This is a genomic window from Streptosporangium sp. NPDC004379 (assembly GCF_042873875.1).
GTDB lineage: Bacteria > Actinomycetota > Actinomycetes > Streptosporangiales > Streptosporangiaceae > Streptosporangium.
In genome coordinates this window covers 123,939-146,469 of sequence record NZ_JBIAMC010000002.1, presented here as the reverse complement: position 1 = coordinate 146,469, position 22,531 = coordinate 123,939, and the positions used below count along the sequence as shown (strand labels likewise).

The following is a 22,531-nucleotide window of genomic DNA, read 5'->3' as shown; positions in this document are numbered from 1 at the left end:
GTGAACGGCCGCGCAGGGCGGACGGGCGGGCGGACCGGCGCCGTACGCCTGACGGGTGGCCGGGCGGGTCGCGCCGTACGGCCGGCGGGTCACGCCGGGGGCCGGACGGGGGGGATCGGGTGAGCCGCGCGTCACGGGCGCACAGCCGTCTCGCGGTCCGGTACTTCGACGACCGGATCCTGCTGACCGACTCGGCGGTCTGGGCCTACTTCAGGCTGCCGACGGTGAGCTACGAGTTCGTCACCCCCGAGGAGCGGGAGGCGCTGGCCACCAACATCACCATCGCGCTGGCGGCGATCCGGATGCCGGACGCCGAGGTGCACCTGCGGGTGGCGCACCGCACCTACCCGGCGGCCGAGTGGGCGATGGCGCTGAACGCCACCTCCGACGAGGGGCCGGGCTGGCGCGACTACCTGGAGGACATGTACCGCCACGTGTGGGCCAAGGACTTCTGGTCCAAGGAGGTCTACCTCGGCGTGCGGCTCGGGCCGCGCGGCAGGCAGGTCGGCGACGGCGTGCTCTCCCAGATCTTCGGCTTCTACCAGCGCGGCGAGAAGGCCCTCGGCATCGACGACGACCACGTCCCCAGGACCGAGGTCGCCCGGTGGACCGAGCAGGCCGAGCGGCTGGGCCGGGCGCTGTCGGCCAGCGCCCTGTACGCCCGGCACGCCACCTCCACCGAGATCGCCTGGCTGTTCCAGCACGCCGCGACCGGCTCCCTCGGCGACCCGCCGGCCTCGGCCAGCCCCAAGCGCAGGTGGGGGCAGGGTGAGATCGAGTCGCTGGTCGAGGGGCAGATCCACAACGGCAGGTCGCTGCTGCGGATCGAGCAGCCGTACGGCGACTCCTACGTGGCGCACCTGTCGTTCGCCCGCTTCCCCGACCTGATGCCGTTCCCCGACGGCGAGCCGTGGATGCACTTCGCCGACCAGCTGCCGTTCCCGGTGGAGGTCTCGTCGCGGATGCGGCTGATCTCGCCGGTCAAGGCCAGCAAGGACGTCGCGCGCAAGCTCGCCCACGCCCGCGACATGGACATCCACATCCGCGAGGCGGGCGCCGAGGCGCCGCTGGCGCTGGCCGAGCAGATCGACGCGGCCCGGATGCTGGAGCACGGCATCACCAAGGAACGCCTGCCGTTCGTGTACGGCTGGCACCGGCTGATCGTGTCGGCCCCGACCGAGGAGATCTGCGTGCAGCGGGTCGAGGCGGTCGTGGAGCACTACCGCGACATGGGCATCGACATCGTCAACTCCACCGGCGACCAGTTCTCGCTGTTCTGCGAGGCGCTGCCGGGCGAGCGGGTCCGGGTCAACGCCTACGCCCAGCGGCAGCCGCTGCGCACCATCGCGGGCGGCATGCCGACCGCGACCGTGGACCTCGGCGACCGGGTGGACGAGTCGGGCGCCGGGTGGATGGGACCGTACATCGGGGAGACCCTCGGCCGGGCGCGCAGCATCGTGCACTTCGACCCGCTGGTGGCGGCCACCCGCAACCGCCCGACGGCCATCGCGATCACCGGCGAGCCCGGCGGCGGCAAGACCACGCTGGCGCTGCTGATGATCTACCAGATGGCGCTGCGCGGCGTGACGGTCGCGGTCATCGACCCCAAGGGCGACGCCGAGTCGCTGGTGCAGCTGCTGCGCAACCGGGGCCGCAGGGCGCGGATCATCCCGCTCGGCTCGGCGGCCCCCGGCCTGCTGGACCCGTTCTCCTTCGGCGACGACATCGCCGCCAAGAAGACGATGGCGAGCGAGACCCTGCGCCTGCTGCTGCCGCGCATGTCGGAGGAGCGGGAGTCGGCGATGATCCAGGCGGTCGCGGCGGTCGCCAACGGTGAGGACCCCTCGCTGGCGAAGGTCGTGGAGTTCCTGGAGCAGACCGACGACGCCGCCTCCAAGAACCTGGGCGCGGTGCTGCGCTCCATGTCGGAGATGCATCTGGCCCGGCTCTGCTTCGACCCCTCCGGCGGCGAGCAGATCGACACCGAGGGCTGGACCACGGTCTTCACCCTCGGCGGCCTGACCCTCCCGGACGCCGCCACCGGCCGCGACGACTACTCCTACGAGCAGCGGCTGTCGGTGGCTCTGCTCTACCTCGTCGCGCAGTTCGCCCGGGGCCTGATGAACGGCCTCGACCGGCGGACCCCCAAGGCGATCTTCCTGGACGAGGCGTGGGCGATCACCTCCACCCCCGAGGGCGCCAAGCTGGTGCCCGAGGTGAGCCGGATGGGCCGCTCCCGCAACACCGCGCTGGTCCTGGTCTCGCAGAACGCGGGCGACCTGCTGAGCGAGCAGGTGACCAACTGCCTGTCGTCGGTGTTCGCGTTCCGGTCCACCGAGCGGGTGGAGGTCGGCCACGTGATGGCGCTGCTCGGGGTCGAGCCCTCCGAGGAGCACAAGGCGGTCCTGCGCTCGCTCGGCAACGGCGAGTGCGTCTTCCGCGACCTGGACGGCCGCGCAGGCCGCATCGGGGTGGACCTCATCTCCGACGAGCTGCTGCGCTGGCTCGACACGAACCCGACCCACGAGAGGCCCCCGGCCGACCCCCAGGGTCAGCCCGGGGGAGACCGAGTCAGCAGGCAGGGCGCCGTGGCGGTGGAGGTGCGCTCATGAAGGGCTCCGGCAAGGGGCACGTGAAGTCCCGCGGCGGGCACGGGGGCTCCCGGAAGGGAAAGAGAAGTCCCCGCAGCCGGCTACGCAGGCGGATCGCCATCGCGCTGGTGGCGCTGACCGCCTTCCTCGCGCTGCCCCTGGTGTTCCCCGGGGAGGGGTCCGTCGCCGTCGCCGCACCCTGCGACCTGTCGCCGGACCTCACCCCCGAGGTCGTCGGCTCGGGCGTGGACGGCCTGGTCAAGCCCCCGGACCCGGACCGGCCCGCGGCGTCGGGCGCGTCGATCACGCCGACGCCCGCCCCGGCCGCGCCCGGGACGACCGCCGCGGCGCAGGGCAACTACGCCACCTACGGCATGAGCGGCCAGTTCTGGCACACCTACAACCTGGGCTGCGACGACGTCGCGGCGGTGCTGGGCAACGCCTGGGCCAACACGGTCTTCTCCTGGGCCAAGTCGCTCGACCGGCTGACCATCACCACCTACCAGGCGGCCGCGACCGAGGGCCCACTGGAGTCGATCAAGGATGTCGTCGACGACATCGTGACCAACCTGGCGAACGCCATGTACTGGCCGTACCTGCGGCCGGTCGTGATCCTCGGCGCCATCTGGCTCGCCTGGTACGGCCTCATCCGCAAACGCGCGACCACCACCGCCGAAGGCGTCATCTGGATGGTCCTCGCGGTCACCGTGGCGGTCTGGTTCTTCAGCCGCCCCGGCGACTTCACCTCGCTGGGGAAGGTCGTCACCGACAAGACCGGCGAGGTCGTCAACTCGGCCTTCTCCGGCCTGCCCGGCGCGGGCGGCACCTCCTGCGTGCCCGCCAAGGACGACCCCGCTCCCCAGGTCAGGTCCGGCGGCTACGGCCAGGCCGGCGTCCCCGGGGTCGAGCAGAACGCCGACGCGCTCTGGTCGGTGCTGGTCTGCAAGCCGTGGCTGATGGGCGAGTTCGGCACCGCCGACGCGACCGCCCCGGTCGTGCAGAAGCTCGCTCCCAGGCTGCTGGACATCCAGGCCATCGACGCCGCCGAGATGCGGGCCGCGCAGCTGCCCGCGACCAACTCCCACCAGCTACGGTACGAGGAGGAGATCGCCAAGCCTCTGGAGAACACGCCGATCTTCTTCCTGTTCCAGGGAAAGGATTGGACGAGCCGGCTCGGCATCGCGATCGGCGCCCTGCTGGCCGCGATGGTCGCGGGCGTGCTGATCTTCCTGGTGGCGGTCTCGCTGCTGGTGCTCAAGGTCGGGTTCCTGCTGCTGCTCATCCTCGGGCCGATCTTCCTGCTGCTCGGCGTGCATCCCGGCTCCGGCCGCATCATCGCGATGCGCTGGGTGGAGATGCTGGTCGGCACGCTGCTGCGGCAGGCGGTGCTCGCCCTGGTACTCGGCGTCCTGGTGTACGGCTACGCCCTGATCATCTCCACCGCCATGCCGTGGGGCATGCAGGTGATGTTCATGGCCCTGCTGACGATCGCGGTGTTCTTCTACCGGCGGCCGTTCCAGCACCTGTTCGCCTCCATGGACGGCCACACGCTCGCCACCCGCGTGCTCGGCGACGCCGCCACCGCGCCGACCCTACAGCGGGCGGCGGGTGTGCTGCCGCCCGTCGCGGCGGCCCGGGTCGGCCGCTGGGGCATGCGCAAGGCCGAACCCGCGCTGCAGGCCGCGGCGCTCGCCACCGGCGCGTCCGCGGCGACGGCGGCCGCGGCGGTCGCCCAGGGCAGGGTCCGCGGCGAGGACGGCGGCGCGGCGGCGGGCACGCCCTCCGGCACCCGGGTCCCGGCGGGCGCGCAGCCCGCGCCGCTGGACACCGACGCCCAGGGGGGCGGGCGGCGCAAGGCCGGGGGCCGTCCGGTCACCGCGGCGCGTCCGGGCGCGGCGCCGCCGCTCAACCTCTCCGGGGCGGCCGGCGGCGCGGTGGGCGGCGGGTCCGGCCGTACGGCGGGCGGATCCGGCGCGTCCGGCGGGTCCGGCGGGTCCGGCGGGTCCACGGTCAGGTCCGGCGGCTCCTCCGGGGGCCGCGGCGGAAACGGCTGGTTCGGCGGGCGGTCCGGCGGCGGCTGGGCCCCGCGGGGCGGCTCCTCCCCGGGTGGCGGGTCCGGTTCGACGGCGGGCCGGTCCGCGGCGCCGTCCTCCTCGGGCGGCGGCCGGAGCGGCGCGAGCCTCTTCGGCGGCGGCGGTGGCGGCGGGTCCCGGCGTTCCGATCCGCCCTCACGCGGGTCCTCCGGCGGTTCCTCGCGCGGCTCGTCGCGCTCCTCCTCCGGCGGGTCGTCGGGCGGCTCGCGCGGCTCCTCGGGGTCCGGTGGCGGCCTGTTCGGCTCCGGCGGCTCCTCAGGCTCCAGGCGCGATCCCGGCCGGTCCGAGCGGCGGTCCGAAGCTCCCCCGCTCTGGCTGCCCAGCCGTTCCGAGCGGGACAGGCAGGCCGATGACGCGCCCGCGCCGTTCTGGCTGCGCGCCTCGAAGCCGGAGGCGGACTGACGATGGCAGAAGGCGGCAACCGCCGGGGACTCGTCTTCGCGGTGCTGGTCGCGATGCTCGCCGGCGTCGGGGTCTACCTGACGATGATGTCGGGGCAGCCGGGCGGGGAACCGGCCGGACAGGACCCGGCGCGGGCGGACCGGGCGACGGCGCAGGCGCGGGCGCGGGTGAGCGCCGAACCGCCCCGCCCCGCGGCCACGGCCAGCGACGCGCCCTTCGACGTCTACTCCTACCTGCCGATGACCAAGCAGGAGCTCGCCGCGGCCGCGGACTACGCCCGGCGGTTCACCGCCGCGTACGGCACCTACCGCTACGACGAGGACCCGGCGGCCTACGGCGACCGGGTCGGCGGCTACACCACGACCGAGTTCGCCGACGTCCTGCTGCGCACCTTCTCCTCGCCCGGCACGATCGAGGCCAACAAGGCCGACCAGGTCGTCTCGGTCGGCAGCGCCGAGGTCAAGGCGATCCGGCAGGTGCAGGACACCTCGGTGACCTTCGTGGTCACCGGCACCCAGAAGATCACCACCAAGGCCGGGCCCCGGGGCCTGACCGACGACTACGCCGTCACGCTCATCGAGGTCGGCACCGAGTGGCGGGTCCACAACCTGGAGCCGGCCGACGCGGGCCAGGAGGGGGACGACCGCACCTCGCCGCCAGGGGAGGACGGATGAACGGCGGCCCGCGGTGAGGGCCGGGCGCAGGACGCGGATCCCGTTGATCCTCGGCGTCGCCGGGGTCTGCCTGCTCACGCTGATCATGGCGCCGATGATGATGGTCAGCACGTTCCCGTCGATCGTCGGCGGCGGCGGGCTGCCCGACTGCGAGGCGGCCGTGAAGAACGTCAGCGCCGAGTCCAAGGCCGCCGCCTCGGACATCCCCGCGGACTACCTGAAGCTGTACCGCAAGTACGGCAAGCAGGTCGGCGTGCAGTGGAACGTGCTCGCCGGGGTGGGCAAGCGCGAGACCGACCACGGCCGCTCCACCCTGCCCGGGGTGCGCAGCGGCACCAACTACGCCGGCGCCGCCGGGCCGATGCAGTTCCTGATCGGCACGTGGGGCGGCAAGGCGAAGATCAAAATTCCCTCGAAGTTCAACGGCTACGCCTCCGACGGCGACGGCGACGGCTGGGCCGACGTGTACAACCCCGCCGACGCCATCCTGGGCGCGGCGAAGATGCTCAAGCGCAACGGCGCGCCGGAGGACGTGCGGCGGTCGCTGTTCGTCTACAACCGGGCCTGGTGGTACGTCGACCAGGTCATGGAGATCGCGCGGAGATACGCCGAGGACGGCGCGGTCGCCGTGCCGCCGCAGGCCGAGCCCGCCTGCGACGAGCCGCTGGTGCAGGCGGCGCCCAGCGAGGCGGTGGCCCAGATCCTGCAGTACGCGCTCGCCCAGCGCGGCAAGCCGTACGTGTGGGGCGGCACCGGGCCGGACGCCTTCGACTGCTCGGGGATCATCTACATGGCCTACCGCAGCGCCGGCCTGACGATCCCGCGCACCACCTTCGGTCAGTGGCCCTTCGGGGTGCGGGTCGACGCGGGCGAGGAGCAACCCGGTGACCTGGTCTTCTTCAACGCTGGGCCAGGAACGAGCGCCAACAACCCGGGACACGTCGGCATGGTCGTCTCGCCGGGCAAGATGGTGGAGGCACGGTGCACACTGTGCGGGCCGATCAAGGTGACCACCTACCGCGACCGCACCGGCATCGTCGGGTACACCCGCCCGCTGCAGAACCCGCAGGTCCTCGAACAGCTCAGACTGAAGGAGCAAGGCTGAAGGAGTTCCGCGTGAAGAAGGTCGTCGTCGGGGCCGCGATCCTCGACGGCGACGGCAGATTGCTCGCCGCCCAGCGCGCCGAGCCGCCCGAGCTGGCCGGCGGCTGGGAGCTGCCCGGGGGGAAGGTCGATCCGGGGGAGGACGACCAGACGGCCCTGGTCCGCGAGTGCCTGGAGGAGCTGGGGGTCATCGTCGCGGCCGGGGTCCAGGTCGGCGGCGACTGGCCGCTGACCGGCGACTACGTGCTCCGGGTCTGGATGGCGCGGATCACCGAGGGGGAGCCGGAGGCCAAGGAGCACCTGGAACTGCGCTGGCTGGCCGCCCATGAGCTGTTCGACGTGGAGTGGCTGCCCGCGGACCTGCCGATCGTGCGCGCCGTACATGGTCATCTTGGCGGTATCTGACCCGCTACTCACGGTAGGGTTGTCGTTGCTCAACGTGCTGATGACGCGCGTTCGTAACGGGGGATCGGAGAGATGCGGTGACCGAGTGGTTGCAGCGTGCCCGGGTCGTGTCCGCGGTGGGGGCGGGGGCCCTCATCCTGGGCGGCGTCCCGGCCGCGTACGCGGACGTGACACCGGGGTCGGCCGGGTCGACGCCGGGGGAGGTCGCGGCGGACGCCTCGGCGGTGACGGCGGGCGACTCCGCCGCGCCGTCCGGGGCCGCCGCCGACGAGTTCCGGTTCCGGCTCTGGTTGCAGGGGGCCGGTGACGAGGCGTGGCTGGCCGTCTCCTCGGAGCCCGCGGAGGCGCTCAAGGACGTCGGCTGCCCGCCGCGCGGGGCCGCGGCGGAGGGGGCCCCGCTGACCGAGGGGTCCGGCCGGGACGTCCCGGCCGCCGGCACGCGGGGCGCGCCCGACGTGCAGGGAGCACAGGGGGCGCAGGAAGCGGGGGCTCCCGCGGCGGGAGGCGCCCGCGCGGCGGCCTTCCACCCGGCCCACCCGGCGGCCGGACCCGGCGGAGGACCGCTCGCGGCAGAACCCGCGGTGGACGCCCCACCGGCGGGCGGTACGGCGGACGCCGCCGGGTTCCGGGGCGTCGGCGCGGTTCCGGTGTCCGGTCCGGTGGAGAGGACCGCGGAGGCTCCGGGCGCCACCGGGGCCCGGGACGTCGCGGCCGGTCCGATGGCCGGTTCGGCAGCCGGTTCGGCCGGGGAGGCCGCGGAGACTCCGGTGGACGCCCAGGCGGAGAACGGCCGGGCGGCGGGGGGTGCGCTGACCTGCTCGATGGAGAGGGCCGGCGCTCACGTGCCCGTCGACGTGGTGCTGCGCGCGCCGGAGGAGGCCGGCCAGGTCCAGCTGACCGCGGTGGCGCGGATCCGCGACGCCCGGGGCGAGTGGGTCACCCGGACCGCGCGGACCACGATGCGGATCCCGGCGGCGCGGACCGCGCAGCGCTCCGATGCCGCGGGCGACGTCATGGACGGGACCTCGAACGGGACCTCGAACGGGACCTCGGACAGCGCCTCGACCGGTGCTTCGGACGGCGCCGCGGCGGCGGGTGCCTCCGCTGCCGGTGGGCGCATCCCGGTTCCGGGCAGCGCACGGAGCGCCGATGCGGCCGGAGCCGTCCCGGGCTCGGAAGGCTCCGGTGACGTCACGACCTCCGGAACCGGGACGGGCACCGGAGAGGTCCGGGGCGCCGGCGCTCAGGGCACAGGTCTCCAGGAGGCCGGCGCCCGGGGCACGGGCACCCGGGGCACGGGCACCCGGGGCACGGGCACCCGGGGCACAGGCGCGGCCGGGCTCACCGGGAACGCCGCGGGCACCGCGGTGACCGGGAGCGCCGGAGACGCGGTGCGCCCCGGGACGGAAGCCGCCGGAGCCGTGGGCTCTGCGGGCTCCGGGGGCGTGGCGGCGGGTTCCGCCGGGACCGCCCGGACGCCGCTGACCGGCGGTTCCGCCCTCACCGGGGCGGTCCCCGAGACTATGCCCGGCATGTTCGGGGAGCGCGTGCAGGACGCCGGCCAGGCCACCGGGGCGCTTCCGGACGAGCCGACGACCCTGCTCTCCCGGCCCGGTACGGCCCTCACACCCGGTACGGCCCTCACACCCGGTACGGCCCTCACACCCGGTACGGCCCTCACACCCGGTACGGCCCTCACACCCGGTACGGCCGCCCTCACGCCCGGCGGGCCGGCCGCGCAGAACGGCGCGGTGCGGCCCGAGACCCGGATCCTCGCCGCCGACCCCGGTTCGAGCCCCCGGCAGGCGGGTTCGGAGGAGCGGGGCATGCCGATGGTCCTGGAGGACATCCCGGCGTCCCGGCGCAACCTCCCGGTCTACGAGGACCCCGCATCGCAGGCGCCCGTCGTGCAGGAGCACGGCGTCGCACCGGGGCAGGGGAGCGCTTCTCGCGGTTCCGCCCAGGGCCCGCGGGTGCCGCGGACGGCGATGGCGACCCAGCCGCAGGCCGTCCCGAGGCTCCAGGGCCGGAGGGCGACGCTCAGGAACAGCGCGGCCCAGCGGGCGGCCCGGAGGCAGGGGGCCGTCGGCATGCGGTTGTCCCCGGTTCAGCAGATGCCTCAGCAGATGGGGCAGTTCCCGGTGATGCCGCCGATGCCCCAGCAGATGCCGCCGATGCCTCGCCAGATGGCGCCGGTGCCCCAGCGGATGCCGGTCCTTCCCCAGGTGCCGCCGCAGATGGGACCTCCGCCCATGTTCCCGCAGGGGCAGATGACGCCGGGCCAGATGCCGGTGCTGCCCCAGCAGCCCGGCCAGATGGGTCAGCCCGGCCAGATGGGTCAGCCGGGTCAGATGGGTCAGCCGCCCGTCCAGCAGGGATACCCGCAGCAGGGCTATCCGCAGCAGGGTTACCCGCAGCAGGGCGGTCCCGGAGCGCCGATGACCCCCGGTGTCCCGGGGGCCCCGCTCGCGCCGGGCGTGCCCGGGGCTCCGTCGCCGCTGGCGATGCCGCCGGGAGCGCCGCTTCCCCGGGAGCTCGACGGGTCGAGCGCGAAGATCGAGGCCGCGACCAGTTCGAGCTCAGTGCTGTCCGACGTGCGGGGACTGCCCGCGGTCGGGGCGGCGGTCGGTGGTCTGCTGCTCCTGCTCTGGCTCCGGATGAGGATCCAGCGCCGGCGTAACTGGCGGCCCGCATCGTAGAAAATCGGCGGCCCGTATCGTAGAAAGCGGTTTACTGTTACTTTTGCCCAACTAGTATTTCCTTGGCGGGTTTAAGGCTGGGAAATTCGCGGAGGGCAGGGTTGGCGCGATCGCGACGGACGGCGGCTTTATCTGCCGTCGCCATGTCTCTCGGACTGAGCGGGGCGGTGCTTCTGGCTGCCGCGCCGCTCACCGCTCCGATCTCCGATCCGGCGACCATGCTGGTGGCCGACACCCCCGGTGAGATCCCGGGGTGTGACACCGACCCCTCCGCCCCGTGCGCCGACGAGCCCACGCCGATCGTCACGGTCACGGTCACCGCGCCCCCCGAGGAGGAGCCCCCCGCTCCTCCGAAGCCGGCTCCCCGGACGGTGCACACCACGGTCATCGTCCCCCCGAAGAAGCCCAAGACGCCGAAGCCGACGAAGACCGTGCACGAGACCGTGACGGTGCCGCCTCCGCAGCAGACCTCCGCGGCTCCCGTCGTGCCTCCTCCCACCACCCCCGCCAACGATCCGGTGGCGCCGCCGAGCAGCGACCCGGATCCGTCCTTCCCCAGCACCGAGACGCAGCCGCAGACGCAGCCGACCGCGGTCCCCACCGCCACGCCGCCGCCGAGCGAGACCCCGTTCGAGGAGCCCGCCTCCGCGCCGGTCCGCCACGAGATCCGCAACGCGGGTTCGGAGTTCGACAGCGCCACGCTGAGCGGCCAGCTCGCCATCCCGGCGCTGATCCTGGTGCTGCTGGTGCTGTTCGCCGTACTGATCTTCGAGGGCAGGCTGCGCCGCCTCGCCCACGCGGCGGCCGTCCGCCGGGCGGGTCCCCGCGCCGCGGACTACCGGGGCCCGATCGACCCCGTGGCCTATCCCGCCGGCCCCGCGGGCTATCCCGCCGGTCCGGGTTACGCGGCCGCGCCGGGCTTCCCGCCGGCCTACCAGGGCGGCACGGCCTACGCCCCGATCGTCAGCCTGGTGCCCATGCACATGTATCCGCAGGGGTACCCCGAGGGCTACGCCCCCGAGGCGTACGGCCGGCCGTACGAGCACCCGTACGGCGGGCAGCCGTACGAGACGGCCTACCTGCCGCCGGGCCACCCGGGCCATGAGCACGCACCCGCCGGGTACCCGCCGCAGGGCCACGAGCAGCACGCATCCGCCGGATATCCGCCGTACGCTGAGCCGTACGGTCCGGCGGGGCACGACGGGATGTACGGCGTGCACGACGAGGCGATGGCGCCCGACGTGCCGGGCACCTTCCACGCCCTGGACGAGGACGACTTCCCCGGCCCGGCCGCCCGGCCCGCCGGCCCCGGCGATCTCCTGCCGCGCGAGACGGACGACGACCTGTTCCGTGGGACGGCCGACCGCCCCGGCCCCATCGGTGAGTCCGGGGCCGATCACGCCGGCACGCCGTCCTTCCCCGAGCAGGATGAGCCCGGCGACCGGACCCGGGGTTTCTTCGAGCCGGCCCGGGAGCCCGGCTCCGCCGAGGCCGCCGCCGGTCCCGAGGCCGTTTCCGGGACGCCCTCCGGCGAGGAGGCCGTTCCCGGAGCTCCCTCCGGCCAGAAGCCCGTTCCTGGAACACCTTCCGGCCATGAGGCCCTTCCCGGAGCTCCCGTCGGCCAGGGGCCCGTTCCCGGAACACCCTCCGACACCGGGCTCACGGGTACGGTGACCCATCCCCTGCCGGAGGGGGCCGAGGGCAGGAAGAAGCGCGGGCTCTTCCGCCGCTCGTCCTGACGCGTCCCCGTCCAGACGTCCGCTGACGGTGCGGGCGGGCACGTGCGTCCCGCCGGGGCCGTCCGGGAGACCGGGCGTCGCCGTCGCGTAGGAGCGACTCGGTGGCGGCGACACCGCGCGCCGGAACCTCGTACCCCAGACCTTGCGCCGAGCCCGCGTGCCGGAATCGTGTGCCGAGATCGCGCCGGGACCGTGCGTCGAGTCCGCGTGCCGAGTCCGCGTGCCGAGTCCGCGTGCCGAGATCGCGCCGGGACCGTGCGTCGAGTCCGCGTGCCGAGTCCGCGTGCCGAATCCGCGTGCCGGAACCACGCCCCGGAACCGTGTGCCGAGAGCGCGTACCGGCCGCGTGTCGACGATGTAGGCGGCGAACGCCGGCGGGACCGTCGGCTCCTCATCGGTCGGCGGATCGGCGACCACCGATGTCGCCTCTCGTTCTCCGCCGGCGCGTCCCGGCGTGGACGGCGGCGCCGCGGTCACCGGTGAAACGCTTTTCCGTGCATCGGCGAAGGAGCGCGACCACTCGAACCACGGAAGGCAGCCGATGACACGAGAGAGCCGACCATGACGGCGGCGCCCCAGGTGTCCACCGCCGAAGGGCTCAGCGACGCGGTGATCATCGAACGATCCTGGAACGACCCGGAAAGCTTCGCCGTCGTCTTCGACCGCTACTACTTCCAGATCCACGGCTTCGCCGCGCAGCGGCTGGGTCCGAGCCTGGCCGACGACGTGGCCGCGGAGACCTTCCTGATCGCGTTCGACCGCCGGAAACGCTATGACCTGTCCCGCGACGACGCCCGGCCCTGGCTGTACGGGATCGTCACCAATCTGCTCTCCCGGCACCACCGGGCGGAGGCCCGGCGTTACCGGGCGCTCTCCCGGACGCACCTCAGAGACGTCGACGACGACCACGCGGATCGGGTCGCGGGCCGGTTGGACGCCCAGGCGCACCGTGAGCCGCTGATGGCGGCCCTGGCGAAGGTCTCCAAAGCCCACCGGGACGCGCTGCTGCTGGTCGCGTGGGCCGGACTGAGCCACGAGGAGGCGGCCGAGGCGCTCGGCATCACCTCCGCCGGCGTTCGCACCCGGCTGCACCGGGCCCGCAAGAGGATCCGCGCCGCACTGGACCACATCGGACCGGCCACCACAGAGAAGGAGCTTTGAGAATGGACGACCTCGAGATGCTGCACGAGGCCAGGCCCCGGCCTGCCGCTCCCTCCCACGCCGCCCACACCGCCGCCCGCGAGGCCCTGGTACGGCATGCCGTCGCCTCTCCGGCCGCGCCGGCGCGGCGCGACCGCCGGTTCCTGCCGTCGAGGACACGCATACTGCTGGCCGCGTCGGCGGCCCTGGCCGCGGGCGCCGCGGCGGTCACGGTCGTGGTCGCCGGGCCCGCGGGGGCGCCCGCCGTCACCTCCGCCGTCTCCGCCGGCCCGACGACCGTCGTGCAGAGGTCGGGGCGGCAGATCCTGCTCGCCGCGGCGACCGCCGCGGCGGCCGCTCCCGAGGAACCGGGTGCCTACTGGTACGTCAAGACCGTGAACACGGACACCGTGCCCGGGCAGGAACCGGCGACGTCGTCCGTGGAGACCTGGACCGCGCGTGACGGCAGGTCCTGGGTCCGGCGGAGCGGGAAGGGCGAGGTCGAGAAGAACGACGGCGGCCACGGGCACTGGACCGACGGGTTCGACCTGGAGGGCACCAGGCTGAGCTATGAGCAGATCCAGGGGCTCCCCACGGGTCCGGACGACCTGGTGGCGTGGCTCACCGAGCACGCGACGGGGGTGCTCAACGAGGAGGCCGCCCGTTACGTCCCGCTGCTCGATGTCCTGTCCCGCATGCCCGCACCGCCGGAGGTCCGCGAGGCCGCCTTCCGGGCGCTCGCCGCGCTGCCCGACGTCCGGAGCCTCGGGACCGCCGACGGGGGAGAGAGCCTGCTGCTCAAGGTTTCGGACGGTGAGATCAAGCTGGTGGTGGACGTCGAGGCGGCGCGGCTACGCGAGTCGGCCTTCACCCCGGCTTCCACGAAGCCGGGGAAGGACGGCGCGATCCGCACGGAGAAGGCCGAGTGGACGGACGACCTGCCGGAGACGGCTCACTGACGGGACCCGGCGCGCACGCCGGCCGTACGGTCTCCTCCCGGTGAAAAAGCGGCGGCGCCGGCCACGCGGGGGCGTGGCCGGCGCCGTCAGCGGACACCGCCGTCAGCGGTCATCCGCCGGGGGAGGCGGTCACCGCTTCGTGTCGGAACGCCGGAAGATCTTGTTGCCGAGCCAGACCAGCGGGTCGTACTTCCGGTCGACGACGCGTTCCTTCATCGGGATCAGCGCGTTGTCGGTGATCTTGATGTGCTCCGGGCAGACCTCGGTGCAGCACTTGGTGATGTTGCAGTAGCCGAGGCCGTGCTCCTCCTGCGCGGAGTCCTTGCGGTCCGCCACGTCGTAGGGGTGCATGTCCAGCTCGGCGATCCGCATGAGGAAGCGCGGACCGGCGAAGGCCGGCTTGTTCTCCTCGTGGTCGCGGATCACGTGGCAGACGTTGTTGCACATGAAGCACTCGATGCACTTGCGGAACTCCTGGGACCGCTCGACGTCGATCTGCTGCATGCGGTACTCGCCCGGCTTCACGTCCGCAGGCGGGGTGAAGGACGGGATCTCCCGGGCCTTCTGGTAGTTGAACGAGACGTCGGTGACCAGGTCCTTGATCACCGGGAACGTCCGCATGGGCGTCACGGTGATCGTCTCGTCCTCCGTGAAGGTGGACATCCGGGTCATGCAGCCGAGCTTGGGCTTGCCGTTGATCTCCATGGAGCAGGAGCCGCACTTGCCGGCCTTGCAGTTCCACCGGACCGCGAGGTCGGGCGCCTGGGTGGCCTGGAGCCGGTGGATGATGTCGAGGACGACCTCGCCCTCGTTCACCTCGACGGTGAAGTCCTCCAGCCGTCCCTCGCCGCCCTCGCCCCGCCACACGCGGAACTTCGCCTTGTAGCTCATGTCACTCCTTGACCGACGTGTCGAGACCGGCCAGCTCTTCGTCCGTCATGTACTTCTTCAGCTCGTCGAGCTCGAAGAGCCTGATCAGGTCGTCGCGCATGGACGGCTGGACCTTCTCCTCCACCGTGACCGAGCCGTCCGGGGCCAGGGCGCAGGACAGGAGCCTGCGGCGCCACTCCGCCGACATGCCCGGGAAGTCGTCACGGGTGTGGCCGCCGCGGCTCTCCTCGCGGAGCAGGGCCGCCTTGGCCACGCACTCGGAGACCAGCAGCATGTTGCGCAGGTCGAGGGCGAGGTGCCAGCCGGGGTTGTAGATCCGGCTCCCGGTCGCCCCGACGTGCTGGGCCCGCTCCTTGAGCTTGCCCACCGCCTCCAGCGCCTCGGTGATCTCCTCGGACTTGCGGATGATGCCGACCAGCTCGTTCATCGTCCGCTGCAGCTCCTGGTGGACCACGTAGGGGTTCTCCCCCGACCGCTCCAGCGGCTCCAGCGCCTCGGTCCTGGCCGCCTCCACCGCGTCTTCGGCGACCTTGGGCCGCGTCCGGAGGCCGTCGACGTAGGCGGCGGCCCCGGCGCCCGCGCGGCGGCCGAACACCAGCAGGTCGGACAGCGAGTTGCCGCCGAGCCGGTTGGAGCCGTGCATGCCGCCGGAGACCTCGCCGGCCGCGAAGAGACCGGGGACGGACGCCTGGCCGGTGTCGGCGTCCACCTCGACGCCGCCCATGATGTAGTGACAGGTCGGGCCGACCTGCATGGGCTCCTTCGTGATGTCGACGTCGGCCAGCTCCTTGAACTGGTGGTGCATCGACGGCAGCCGCCGGGTGATCTCGGCGGCGGGCAGCCGGCTGGAGACGTCCAGGAAGACGCCGCCCTGGGGCGATCCGCGACCGGCCTTGACCTCGGAGTTGATGGCGCGGGCCACCTCGTCACGGGGCAGCAGCTCCGGGGGACGGCGGTTGTTCGCCTGGTCGCCGTACCAGCGGTCGGCCTCCTCCTCGGTGGTGGCGTACTTGTCCTTGAACACCTCGGGGATGTAGTCGAACATGAAGCGCTTGCCCTCGGAGTTCCTCAGCACCCCGCCGTCACCGCGGACGGACTCGGTGACGAGGATGCCGCGGACCGACGGAGGCCAGACCATCCCGGTGGGGTGGAACTGGATGAACTCCATGTTGATCAGCTTGGCCCCGGCCAGCAGCGCCAGCGCGTGGCCGTCCCCGGTGTACTCCCAGGAGTTGGAGGTCACCACGTAGGACTTGCCGATGCCGCCGGTGGCCAGCACGACCGCCGGGGCGTCGAAGAGGACGAACCTGCCGTTCTCCCGCCAGTAGCCGAAGGCGCCGGAGATCGCGTCGCCGTCCTTGAGCAGACGGGTCACCGTGCACTCGGCGAAGACCTTGATGTACGCCTCGGCGTCCCCGTGCCGCCGCTCGTCCTCCTGCTGGAGGGCGACGACCCGCTGCTGCAGGGTGCGGATCATCTCCAGGCCGGTACGGTCACCGACGTGGGCCAGCCGGGGGTACTCGTGCCCGCCGAAGTTACGCTGGCTGATCTTGCCGTCCTTGGTGCGGTCGAACAGCGCGCCCCATGCCTCCAGCTCCCAGACCCGGTCCGGGGCCTCCTTGGCGTGCAGCTCGGCCATCCTCCAGTTGTTGAGGAACTTGCCGCCGCGCATGGTGTCGCGGAAGTGCACCATCCAGTTGTCGTCGCTGTTGACGTTGCCCATGGCGGCGGCGGCGCCGCCCTCGGCCATGACGGTGTGCGCCTTGCCGAACAACGACTTGCAGATGATCGCGGTCCGCTTGCCCTGCTGGCGGGCCTCGATGGCCGCCCGCAGTCCCGCACCGCCGGCGCCGATGACGACGACGTCGTATTCGTGACGCTCGATTTCCACAGCAGATCCTTATGCGAACGGGAAGTTGACGATGCCCTTGGCGACCAGCCGGACGTACAGGTCGGCTCCCATGACCGTGAACATCGAGATCAGCGCCAGCTCCTGGTGCTTGGCGTTGAGCTTGGAGACGAAGCCCCAGGCGCGGTAGCGGAGCGGGTGCCGGGAGAAGTGGTTCAGGCGGCCCGCCGTGATGTGCCGGCAGGAGTGGCACGACAGCGTGTACAGGTTGATGAAGACCGCGTTGATGATCAGGATCCAGGTGCCGAGCCCGAACGGCTTGCCGATGAGGGCCTTCACCGCGTCGATGGCGAGGATCAGGCCGATCACGATCGCCGCGTAGAAGAAGTAGCGGTGGATGTTCTGCAGGATCAGCGGGAAGCGGGACTCGCCGGTGTAGCGGCCGTGCGGCTCGCCCACCGCGCACGCCGGGGGCGAGAGCCAGAAGCCGCGGTAGTAGGCCTTGCGGTAGTAGTAGCAGGTGAAGCGGAACCCGGCGGGCAGGCCGAGGATCAGCAGGCCCGGCGGCAGGGTGTACCAGTCGCCGAACGGCGCGAAGCCGAACAGCCGCGCCTCCTCCGGGCAGGTCGCCTGCGCCAGGCACGGGGAGGCGAACGGCGCGTGGTACGGGGAGACGAAGAAGCTCTTATCGAAGATCGCCCATGTGGCGTAGATCAGGAACGCCATGAAGATGATGAAGGTGACCAGTGGGTAGCGCCACCACCGGTCCGTCCGCAGGGTGCGTTCCTTGATCTGCGCACGTTGCCTTCTGGCCGTGTTCTCGGCCGTTGTCTGGGTCATCGTCGACCTTCCACCTCCCGCGAACCCTGCTGCCGGGGGTCCGGGTGATCTAAGTTGTGCGGCGCACCGCGGGTCGTCGTCGCGCCGGCTCAGCGTGCGCGCGCGTATTGGTGGGGGATACGTTACGACGCGGCCCGGGGGTTGTGTGAGAAAGGTCACTCACATTTTCCCACTCTCGGTGTGATTCCTGTCACGTTGGTCAGGAAGGAGTCACCGGCCAGTCAAGACCGCCCGCGAAGGCGGGACGTGGGGAGATCGTCGGTCACGGCGGACGGCGGCTGAGAGGCCCGCAGAGCGGCGGAGCGGGACCGGTGAAGATCAGCAGGTGGGCGTCCGGAGGAGGGGCCGGAGGGGCACGGGAGGCGGCGCCGGAAGCGGACCGGAGGCGGCGCCGGAAGGCCGCGCGGGGGCACGGGAGGCGGCACCCGGAAGGCCGTACGGGAGGGCCGCCCGGGAGGACGGCGGGCGGGCCGCGGGGCCGCGACGCGCGGCGGCCCCGCGCCGGCCGGGCGCGACAGAGGCAGAGAGGAGAGAGGTCAGTACCGCTGGTTGCTGCCGGGCAGCTTGACCACGGTCACGAAGAAGTCGTCGATGCGCCGGACCACGCTGATGAACTGGTCGAAGTCGACGGGCTTGGAGACGTAGGCGTTGGCGTGCAGGTTGTAGCTGCGCAGGATGTCCTCCTCGGACTCCGACGTCGTCAGCACGACCACGGGGATGCCCCGCAGCTTCTCGTCGGACTTTATGTCCTGCAGCACCTCCCGGCCGTCCTTGCGGGGGAGGTTGAGGTCGAGCAGGATCAGGTCGGGCCGGGGGGCGTCGGCGTACTCGCCCTCCTGGCGCAGGAACGCCATGGCCTGCTCGCCGTCGTTGACGACGTGCAGCTTGTTCCGGACCTTGTTGAGCTCGAACGCCTCCTTGGTCAGCAGGACGTCACCCGGGTCGTCCTCGACCAGGAGCACGTCGATCCAGCGCAGGTCATTCATCGGTCTCTCCAGTAGGAAGGGTCCACTTGAAGGTCGTCCCCGTCGTGCCGGGCTCCGGCTGTTCCACCCAGATCCGGCCGCCGTGGTACTCGACGATCTTCTTGCACAGGGCCAGCCCGATGCCGGTGCCGGCGTAGGCGTCCCGGCCGTGCAGGCGCTGGAAGATCAGGAAGATGCGTTCAGTGTATTTGCCGTCGATGCCTATGCCGTTGTCGGCGCAGAAGAACTCCCACATCTCCCCGTCGCGCCGCACGCCGATGCGGACCTTCGGCGGCTCCTCCGAGCGGAACTTCACCGCGTTGCCGATGAGGTTCTGGAAGAGCTGGGTGAGCTGGGACCGGTTGCCGTGCACCACGGGCAGCTCGTCGCAGGTCACGGTCGCGCCGGCCTCCTCGATGGGCGCGGCGAGGTTCTTCAGCGCGGCCTGCAGGGGCACGTCGGCGTCGAGCGTGGTCATCTCCCCGCCGATCCTGCCCACCCGGGAGAAGTCGAGCAGGTCGTTGATGAGGAGCTGCATGCGCTTGGCGCCGTCCACGGCGAAGGTGATGTACTGCTTGGCGCGGGCGTCGAGCTGGTCGCCGTAGCGCTGGTCGAGCATCTGGGTGAAGCTGGCCACCTTGCGCAGCGGTTCCTGCAGGTCGTGGCTGGCGACGTAGGCGAACTGCTCCAGCTCGCTGTTGGATCGCCGCAGCTCGGCGGTCTGTTCCTCCAGCTTGGCCTGCGCCTCGGAGGCGCGCCGCCACTCCGCCAGCATGCGGCGGCGCATGGCGTCGACGTGCCCGGACAGCTCCGACAGCTCCGACGGCCGCTCGACCTTGAGGCGGTGGTCGAAGTCTCCCTGGCCGACCGCGCGGACCTGCTCGGTCAGCTCGGCCAGCGGGCGCAGTACGGCGAAGCGCACGATCAGCACCGCGCCGACCCCGGCCAGGGCCAGGACGGCGACGATCACGCCGAGCGCCACGTAGAGCGCGGACCAGCCCTGGTTCAGCCGGGCGCTCCCCTCGTCGTGCAGCCGGTTCAGATGCGTCTGGAGGGTGGACAGCGATCGGCGGACCTCGGTGAACCGCTCACCGTTGACCGGCGCCATCCGCTGGGCGGACTCGGTCTTGTAGGTCGGCACCGAGGCGATGAGCGGCTCGGCGTAGTCGCGCCGCCAGGCGTCCCCGGTGTCCTTGAGCCGCTGGACCTCGGCGCGGACCGCGTCGCTCTCCGGGATGCGGGGCATGAGCCGTTCGAGCTCGGCCATCGCCCTGCGCTCGTCGGCGACGGCGGAGCGGTAGGCCAGCAGGGAGCGCTCCTCGTTCGTCCTGCCGTACGTCCGCGCGGCGCTCTCCTGCGCGGACAGCGCGTTGGAGATCTCCAGGGTGCGCAGCGCCGCGGGGTCGACGACGTCGACCACGGCGCCCCGCAGCCGGGTGAAGTCCTTCATCGAGGCGACCGCGAAGAGGCCGGTGATCGCCAGGGCCACCGCGATCAGCACGCCGGTGAGCAGGAACCACTGGCCGACCCGGAGCTTGCCGAAGCCCGTCGCGGGCTCGGGGACGGGCAGCGGGCGCAGGCGCCCGCGGTCGCTCATCACGCCTCCTCCCGCTCCTGCCCGCCGGGCCGGGGGACTCCGCCGGGCCGGGAGATGAGGACGGTGGCCAGGTCGTCGCTGAGCGCGTCGCGGTTCAGCTCGATCACCCGCTCGATGAGCCGGTCGAGGTGGATGCCGCCCTGCTCGTGGACCAGCCGGAGCAGCCCCTCGGTGCCGAGCAGGTCGGGGCCGCCGCCCACGGTGGCCTCGATCAGGCCGTCGGTGTAGAGGAGCATCGACCACTCGTCGCCCAGCGGCACCTCGATCTCCGACCAGTCGACGCCCTGGAAGATCCCCAGCGGGGGACCGGAGGGGGTGCCCTGCAGCACGCCGATCGCTCCGTCGCGGATCAGCAGGGGCGGGGGGTGGCCGACCACGTGCATCCGGGCGCGGTCCAGGGATGCGTCGATCGTGGCGATGCAGAGCGTCGTGAAGATCTCCGGGGACTTGCGTTCGAGGCGCAGCACCGAGTCGAGGGTGCGCAGCAGCTCGTTGCCGGTGTGCCCGGCCAGGACCAGGGTCCGCCAGGCGATCCGCAGCGCCACGCCCAGGGCCGCCTCGTCCGGGCCGTGCCCGCACACGTCGCCGACGACCACGTGCACGGCGCCGTCGGGCCCCTGAACGGTGTCCCAGAAGTCGCCGGCGAGCAGGGCGCGGCGGCGGCCGGGGAGGTATCGGGCCTGGTGGTCCAGGCCGTCGGACTCCAGCAGCGGGACCGGCAGCAGCCTGCGTTCGAGGCGGGCGTTCTCCTTGGCCGTCAGCTGGGCCTCGACGAGGCTGCGCTGCGCCAGGTCGGCGCGCTTGCGCTCCATCGCGTAGCTGATCGCGCGGGCCAGCAGCCTGGCCTCCACGTCCTGCTTGACGAGGTAGTCCTGGGCGCCCGCGGCGACGGCCTCGACGCCGACGTGGGTGTCGTTGAGGCCGGTCAGCACGAGCACCGCGGTGTCGGGCGCCATCGACAGCACCTGCTCCAGCGCCTCCAGGCCGCTGGCATCGGGCAGGGAGAGGTCCACGAGCACGCACTGGACGTCGGGGGTGAGCCGCTCCCTGGTCTCGGCCAGGCTGCGCGCCCAAATGATCTTATGAGGGTTCTCCGACTCGCCGAGCAGCTCCTCCACGAGGAAGGCGTCGCCCGCGTCGTCCTCGATGAGGAGGATCGTGAGCGTGTCGTTGGAGGGGGCGGTCACGGACGCCTCTTCATGGATTGGGGGCACCTTGTCAACGTATGAAGAATAGTGTGACACCAGGACTCAACGTGTGATGATCAGGCCCGCGGCCTCGCGGCCCTCTCGCAACCGCCCGGTGGCCCCCTCACGGTCCGGCCGGGCGGCGGCGATCCGGCGCGCCCGTCGTCGCCCCGCATCCATCCTGCCTGGATCCCATCCTGTACGGCCCGCCCGCCTCGCGCGCGCCGATCGGGAAACCGTTGCGCCGTTGTGAGACTTCCGTTGCGCCGGCCGGGGTGACGGCGCCTCGGAAGGGGCCGCGCCGGTTCCCGGCAGGGGCGGCGCCGCGCCGATCCCGCGCCCGGGAGGGCTCCGGGGCCGCGCCGGGTCGTGCCGGACCGACCGTGCCGGACCGCGCCGGGCCGCTCAGCCGGTGGTGATCAGCTCCAGCCCCTCGGGCAGGCTGCCGTCGTGCGCGGCCTCGGCGAGGAAGAACAGCAGCGTGTCGTGGAAGGCGCGGGCCGCCCGGGTGGGCTCGACGTCCTTGCGGTGGGCGATGGCGATGGTGCGCTGCAGCCCCGGGGGCGCCAGCGGGGTGCCGGTCAGCCCGGGACGGCCGTCCAGGACCATCGACGGGACCAGCGCGATGCCCAGCCCGGCCTCCACGAACCGCAGCACGGCGTCCATCTCGCCGCCCTCCACCGACAGCCGCGGCTCGAACCCGGCCTGGCGGCACGCGCTGAGCGTGGCCTCCCGCAGGTCGTAGCCGCGGCGGAACATCACCATCGGCCGCCCGCGCAGCTCCTCCATCCGCAGGTACGGCCGGCGCACCGGCGCGTCGGTGGGGGAGACGACGACGAGGTTCTCCCGCAGCACCTCCTCGGTGGCCAGCGCCGGGTCGTCGCTCTGCAGCGGCATGATGATCAGCGCCAGGTCGAGCTGGCCGCGGGCCAGGGCACGGACCAGATCGCGGGAGCCGCCCTCCTCCACCAGCAGTTCGATGCCGGGGTAGTCGCGGTGGAACCGCGCCAGGGCGTCGGCCATCAGCCCGGCGCACAGCGAGGGCGTGGCGCCGAGCCGTACCCTCCCCCGGCGCAGCCCCGCCAGCTCGGCGACCTCCCGCCGCGCGGTGTCGGCGTCGGCCAGTATCCGCCGGGCCAGCGGCAGCAGGGCCTCGCCTGCGGCGGTGAGCGTGACGTTCCCCCGGGCACGGCTGAACAGCGGCGCCCCGAGGTCGGCCTCCAGCGCCTTGATCTGCTTGCTCAGCGAGGGCTGGGCGACGCGCATCCGCTCGGCGGCGTGGGTGAAGTGCCGTGCCTCGGCGACCGCCACGAAGTAGGCGAGTTGCTGGAGCTGCACGCATTTAGCGTACGGATGCCCCGGGGGCGGATCCGGGGTGGCCCCCTGGGAGGGGGAC

The 22,531-nt window shown here is 72.7% G+C and carries 16 protein-coding genes; 9 read left to right on the top strand and 7 right to left on the bottom strand.

The window, feature by feature from the left end; translation table 11 throughout:
- Positions 1-119 precede the first annotated feature (119 nt).
- The 9 genes from ACFYSC_RS04710 (at position 120) to ACFYSC_RS04670 (ending at position 13,806) form a co-directional block, all read left to right on the top strand.
- The gene (locus ACFYSC_RS04710) at positions 120-2,612 is read left to right on the top strand and encodes an ATP-binding protein (RefSeq protein ID WP_389956659.1); all 2,493 of its coding nucleotides are present in this window, start codon (positions 120-122) and stop codon (positions 2,610-2,612) included.
- Positions 2,609-5,086: a type IV secretion system protein gene (locus tag ACFYSC_RS04705; protein WP_389956656.1), complete on the top strand. Its 2,478-nt coding sequence runs from the start codon at positions 2,609-2,611 to the stop codon at positions 5,084-5,086. Before ACFYSC_RS04710 ends, ACFYSC_RS04705 begins: the two co-directional genes overlap by 4 nt.
- Before the next feature lie 2 nt (positions 5,087-5,088).
- Complete coding sequence (locus tag ACFYSC_RS04700; protein WP_389956654.1) at positions 5,089-5,760, top strand: hypothetical protein; 672 nt, start codon at positions 5,089-5,091, stop codon at positions 5,758-5,760.
- Between the two features lie 43 nt (positions 5,761-5,803).
- A complete protein-coding gene (locus ACFYSC_RS04695; RefSeq protein WP_389956651.1) occupies positions 5,804-6,865 on the top strand; it encodes an NlpC/P60 family protein in 1,062 nt (353 codons plus the stop codon).
- A gap of 11 nt (positions 6,866-6,876) precedes the next feature.
- Entirely contained in the window at positions 6,877-7,269 is a 393-nt protein-coding gene (locus ACFYSC_RS04690) for a (deoxy)nucleoside triphosphate pyrophosphohydrolase (RefSeq protein ID WP_389956648.1), read from the top strand.
- Between the two features lie 77 nt (positions 7,270-7,346).
- Positions 7,347-9,968 carry a hypothetical protein gene (locus ACFYSC_RS04685; RefSeq protein ID WP_389956644.1) on the top strand — a complete coding sequence of 874 codons (2,622 nt, stop codon included), beginning with the start codon at positions 7,347-7,349 and terminating at the stop codon, positions 9,966-9,968.
- Positions 9,969-10,111: 143 nt separating this feature from the next.
- Positions 10,112-11,707 (top strand): hypothetical protein, encoded by a 1,596-nt coding sequence (locus ACFYSC_RS04680; RefSeq protein ID WP_389956641.1) that lies wholly within the window; start codon positions 10,112-10,114, stop codon positions 11,705-11,707.
- A 561-nt stretch (positions 11,708-12,268) separates the two neighbouring features.
- Positions 12,269-12,868: an RNA polymerase sigma factor gene (locus ACFYSC_RS04675; protein WP_389956639.1), complete on the top strand. Its 600-nt coding sequence runs from the start codon at positions 12,269-12,271 to the stop codon at positions 12,866-12,868.
- 2 nt (positions 12,869-12,870) lie between these two features.
- Positions 12,871-13,806 (top strand): CU044_5270 family protein, encoded by a 936-nt coding sequence (locus ACFYSC_RS04670; RefSeq protein WP_389956637.1) that lies wholly within the window; start codon positions 12,871-12,873, stop codon positions 13,804-13,806.
- A 129-nt stretch (positions 13,807-13,935) separates the two neighbouring features.
- Here the strand turns inward: ACFYSC_RS04670 and ACFYSC_RS04665 are convergent, their stop codons facing one another.
- The 7 genes from ACFYSC_RS04665 to ACFYSC_RS04635 form a co-directional block, all read right to left on the bottom strand.
- Positions 13,936-14,697: a succinate dehydrogenase/fumarate reductase iron-sulfur subunit gene (locus tag ACFYSC_RS04665; RefSeq protein WP_362943871.1), complete on the bottom strand. Its 762-nt coding sequence runs from the start codon at positions 14,695-14,697 to the stop codon at positions 13,936-13,938.
- A 1-nt stretch (position 14,698) separates the two neighbouring features.
- The gene (locus tag ACFYSC_RS04660; RefSeq protein ID WP_389956635.1) at positions 14,699-16,588 is read right to left on the bottom strand and encodes a fumarate reductase/succinate dehydrogenase flavoprotein subunit; all 1,890 of its coding nucleotides are present in this window, start codon (positions 16,586-16,588) and stop codon (positions 14,699-14,701) included.
- Positions 16,589-16,597: 9 nt separating this feature from the next.
- The gene (locus ACFYSC_RS04655; protein ID WP_389956632.1) at positions 16,598-17,386 is read right to left on the bottom strand and encodes a hypothetical protein; all 789 of its coding nucleotides are present in this window, start codon (positions 17,384-17,386) and stop codon (positions 16,598-16,600) included.
- A 536-nt stretch (positions 17,387-17,922) separates the two neighbouring features.
- Positions 17,923-18,372 carry a response regulator gene (locus ACFYSC_RS04650; RefSeq protein ID WP_362943864.1) on the bottom strand — a complete coding sequence of 150 codons (450 nt, stop codon included), beginning with the start codon at positions 18,370-18,372 and terminating at the stop codon, positions 17,923-17,925.
- Positions 18,365-19,948 (bottom strand): ATP-binding protein, encoded by a 1,584-nt coding sequence (locus ACFYSC_RS04645; protein ID WP_389956629.1) that lies wholly within the window; start codon positions 19,946-19,948, stop codon positions 18,365-18,367. Before ACFYSC_RS04645 ends, ACFYSC_RS04650 begins: the two co-directional genes overlap by 8 nt.
- A complete protein-coding gene (locus ACFYSC_RS04640) occupies positions 19,948-21,162 on the bottom strand; it encodes a PP2C family protein-serine/threonine phosphatase (RefSeq protein ID WP_389956627.1) in 1,215 nt (404 codons plus the stop codon). The genes ACFYSC_RS04645 and ACFYSC_RS04640 overlap by 1 nt, the downstream gene beginning before the upstream one ends.
- Before the next feature lie 378 nt (positions 21,163-21,540).
- On the bottom strand, positions 21,541-22,473 hold the full coding sequence (locus ACFYSC_RS04635) for a LysR family transcriptional regulator (protein WP_389956625.1): 933 nt from the start codon (positions 22,471-22,473) through the stop codon (positions 21,541-21,543).
- Between the last annotated feature and the right edge of the window lie 58 nt (positions 22,474-22,531).

Bases quoted from the DNA above. Each gene is read 5' to 3' on its own strand.
- ACFYSC_RS04705 (WP_389956656.1), top strand. From the start codon at position 2,609: ATGAAGGGCTCCGGCAAGGGGCACGTGAAGTCCCGCGGCGGGCACGGG.
- ACFYSC_RS04700 (WP_389956654.1), top strand. From the start codon at position 5,089: ATGGCAGAAGGCGGCAACCGCCGGGGACTCGTCTTCGCGGTGCTGGTC.
- ACFYSC_RS04680 (WP_389956641.1), top strand. From the start codon at position 10,112: ATGTCTCTCGGACTGAGCGGGGCGGTGCTTCTGGCTGCCGCGCCGCTC.
- ACFYSC_RS04675 (WP_389956639.1), top strand. From the start codon at position 12,269: ATGACGGCGGCGCCCCAGGTGTCCACCGCCGAAGGGCTCAGCGACGCG.
- ACFYSC_RS04670 (WP_389956637.1), top strand. From the start codon at position 12,871: ATGGACGACCTCGAGATGCTGCACGAGGCCAGGCCCCGGCCTGCCGCT.
- ACFYSC_RS04665 (WP_362943871.1), bottom strand. From the start codon at position 14,697: ATGAGCTACAAGGCGAAGTTCCGCGTGTGGCGGGGCGAGGGCGGCGAG.
- ACFYSC_RS04655 (WP_389956632.1), bottom strand. From the start codon at position 17,386: ATGACCCAGACAACGGCCGAGAACACGGCCAGAAGGCAACGTGCGCAG.
- ACFYSC_RS04650 (WP_362943864.1), bottom strand. From the start codon at position 18,372: ATGAATGACCTGCGCTGGATCGACGTGCTCCTGGTCGAGGACGACCCG.
- ACFYSC_RS04645 (WP_389956629.1), bottom strand. From the start codon at position 19,948: ATGAGCGACCGCGGGCGCCTGCGCCCGCTGCCCGTCCCCGAGCCCGCG.